Raw genomic sequence first — 2,166 nt, forward strand, 5'->3', positions numbered from 1 at the left:
TTAAAATCACGTTTAAGCTTTATAAAGAATAATTATATATCAAGTATGATTGAAGAGAAAACTTTTAATAAAGTAACGAAAGATATCACTGTTTTTATAGATAAAAAATCAGCAGGGAATATTATGAACGGCGTAATAATATTTGATAATCGCAACGCTGATAACCCATCAGTAGTATTTGCGGGTTCAGGTACTCTTAATATATATGATAATAGCCCGATTTTTGAACTTAATAAAGGCATAAGACAAGAATATGACGTAAACGGTAATTTAACTCAGTTAACTTTCGATTCTTTAATGATAAAACTGCAAAATGATAATCCTTTAGTATCGCAAAGAACTAAACATAATAAAGAAGCAAACGAATATTATATAAGCGAATTACTTGCCCCTCCTCATGATTTAGCTATTACTAAAAAAATTAAATTAATTGCTGAAGCACATCAAAGAATAATTTGGCCTTTATATAATTTTGTATTACCTTTTTTAGCTCTTGCAGTTTTTTTGAGATATCCTTATAGCAAAAAGACAACTTTTATGCCGGTATTATTTTCTGCCTTAACAGTATTGCTAGTTACTTCAATTCATTTTATATTGCAAAATTTTGCCTCAAAAAATCTAGATTTTATTTTTGCTTGTTATTCCAATTTGGTTATTGCCTTAATGATCGGATTATATTTATTTGTACGTAAAAGAATATAAATTTATTAGACTACTTTATTCCAAGTTCCACGAGGATTTTGAGTAAAACAATCAATTTTGTTTTCCTGTCCGGTAAATTTATTTATTTTAACTGTTAATTCTTTTAAATCTTCCGGTAAATCGGTTATTATAATTATCCTTTTGAAAACTCTTATATACTCTTTTGCTTGTAAAATTTTTCCTACATCCGTAGGCGAAATAATAACAAGCACACTAGCATTATTAGGATTTGTACTCATCGGTAAATAATCGGCTGTTTTCAGCTGTGGATCAGCTTACTACCGTGAGGTATAAATTGCYTACGTGAATAAGTCCAAAGATTTTTATTGAGCATTTCTTGGGGATCAGCATCTGCAGTTAATTTCCCGCTATTAAGATCAGAGTGCTAGCATTTTTCAATCAGAAGCAATATCGATTTTAGAAGTAATTCATCGCTTGTTTGATAAATACTAAACATCTGCATAAAAATCGTATGTTATTTTTTATGAGAAAATTTAAATGGTACGGATGAAGGGACTTGAACCCCCACCCCTCGCGGCACAAGAACCTAAATCTTGCATGTCTACCAGTTTCATCACATCCGCATATTAGTAATGTCGTTACCGTAAGGCATTCTTGCATGGATTTGATGTCATTCCTGCCTCTGCGGGAATGACATCAAAGTATTTCCATCAAAAAATTATAATACACATCATATAATTTTTGTAAATCGCTAATTTTTGTGTATTCGTTTATTTTATGTGCCGTTTCGGATAATAAACCGAACTCTACTAACGGACAATAATTTTTTGACGAATCTTGCATCCGACGTACCGCCGCTTGTAGAGAATTCAGGCTTTATTTTAAGCGTATGCTCTACTACTTTAGCAAATTCTTTTATTTTATCTCTAGGATTCTGAATAAAACTTTCAGCAGAACTACTATATTCTAACTTATAATCTACTTTATATTCTTTACAATTCTGTTTAATAATTTCTTCTACCTGTTTTGCTAAAGTTTCTGCACTATGTAAATTATTAAAACGTATATTGAAAAATGCTTCTGTACTTGCCGGAATTATATTTAAAGTATTATTACCGACATCGATATTCGTTACTTCAAGGTTAGAGCTTTGAAAAAATTCATTAGACCTCTTCGGAAACTCTACTTCTAGGGGTAATTTGTACGTCGATCCGGTACTCGAATCCTCACGTACGCTTGTGTACGCTGCGGTTCTGCGTTCCGTGTCTCCTTCAAATTCCTCCCTATAAGCGAGTTTCCGAAGAGGTCTAGTCCCTTGATCAAATTTTATATTTGTTAACTCGTTCAATATTCTTATTAAGCAAGGCAACGGATTATTTGCTTTATGAGGATAAGCTACATGCCCTGCTAAACCTTCTATATTTAATTTAAAGTTAACACTTCCTCTTCTGCCGATCTTAATTGTATCGCCTATTTCTTTTTCACAAGTAGGTTCACCGACAA

Annotated in this window: 1 protein-coding gene, 1 tRNA gene and 2 pseudogenes; 1 reads left to right on the forward strand and 3 read right to left on the reverse strand. The window is 32.0% G+C overall.

Going from position 1 to position 2,166, the window contains the following annotated elements:
* Nucleotides 1–702, forward strand: a 702-nt coding sequence (locus REIS_RS07290; RefSeq protein ID WP_008580688.1) for an LptF/LptG family permease, incomplete at its 5' end; no start/stop codon positions are given.
* Between the two features lie 5 nt (nt 703–707).
* Here REIS_RS07290 and REIS_RS07295 read toward each other — a convergent pair.
* From REIS_RS07295 to REIS_RS13090, 3 genes and pseudogenes are all read right to left on the reverse strand, one after another.
* A pseudogene (locus REIS_RS07295) lies at nt 708–1,165 on the reverse strand (DNA polymerase III subunit chi).
* 36 nt (nt 1,166–1,201) lie between these two features.
* Nucleotides 1,202–1,286: transfer RNA gene (locus REIS_RS07300), tRNA-Leu, on the reverse strand.
* Between the two features lie 73 nt (nt 1,287–1,359).
* Nucleotides 1,360–2,166, reverse strand: a pseudogene (locus REIS_RS13090) (M20/M25/M40 family metallo-hydrolase); the annotation flags it as partial.

This window comes from Rickettsia endosymbiont of Ixodes scapularis (assembly GCF_000160735.1).
Lineage (GTDB): Bacteria > Pseudomonadota > Alphaproteobacteria > Rickettsiales > Rickettsiaceae > Rickettsia > Rickettsia tamurae.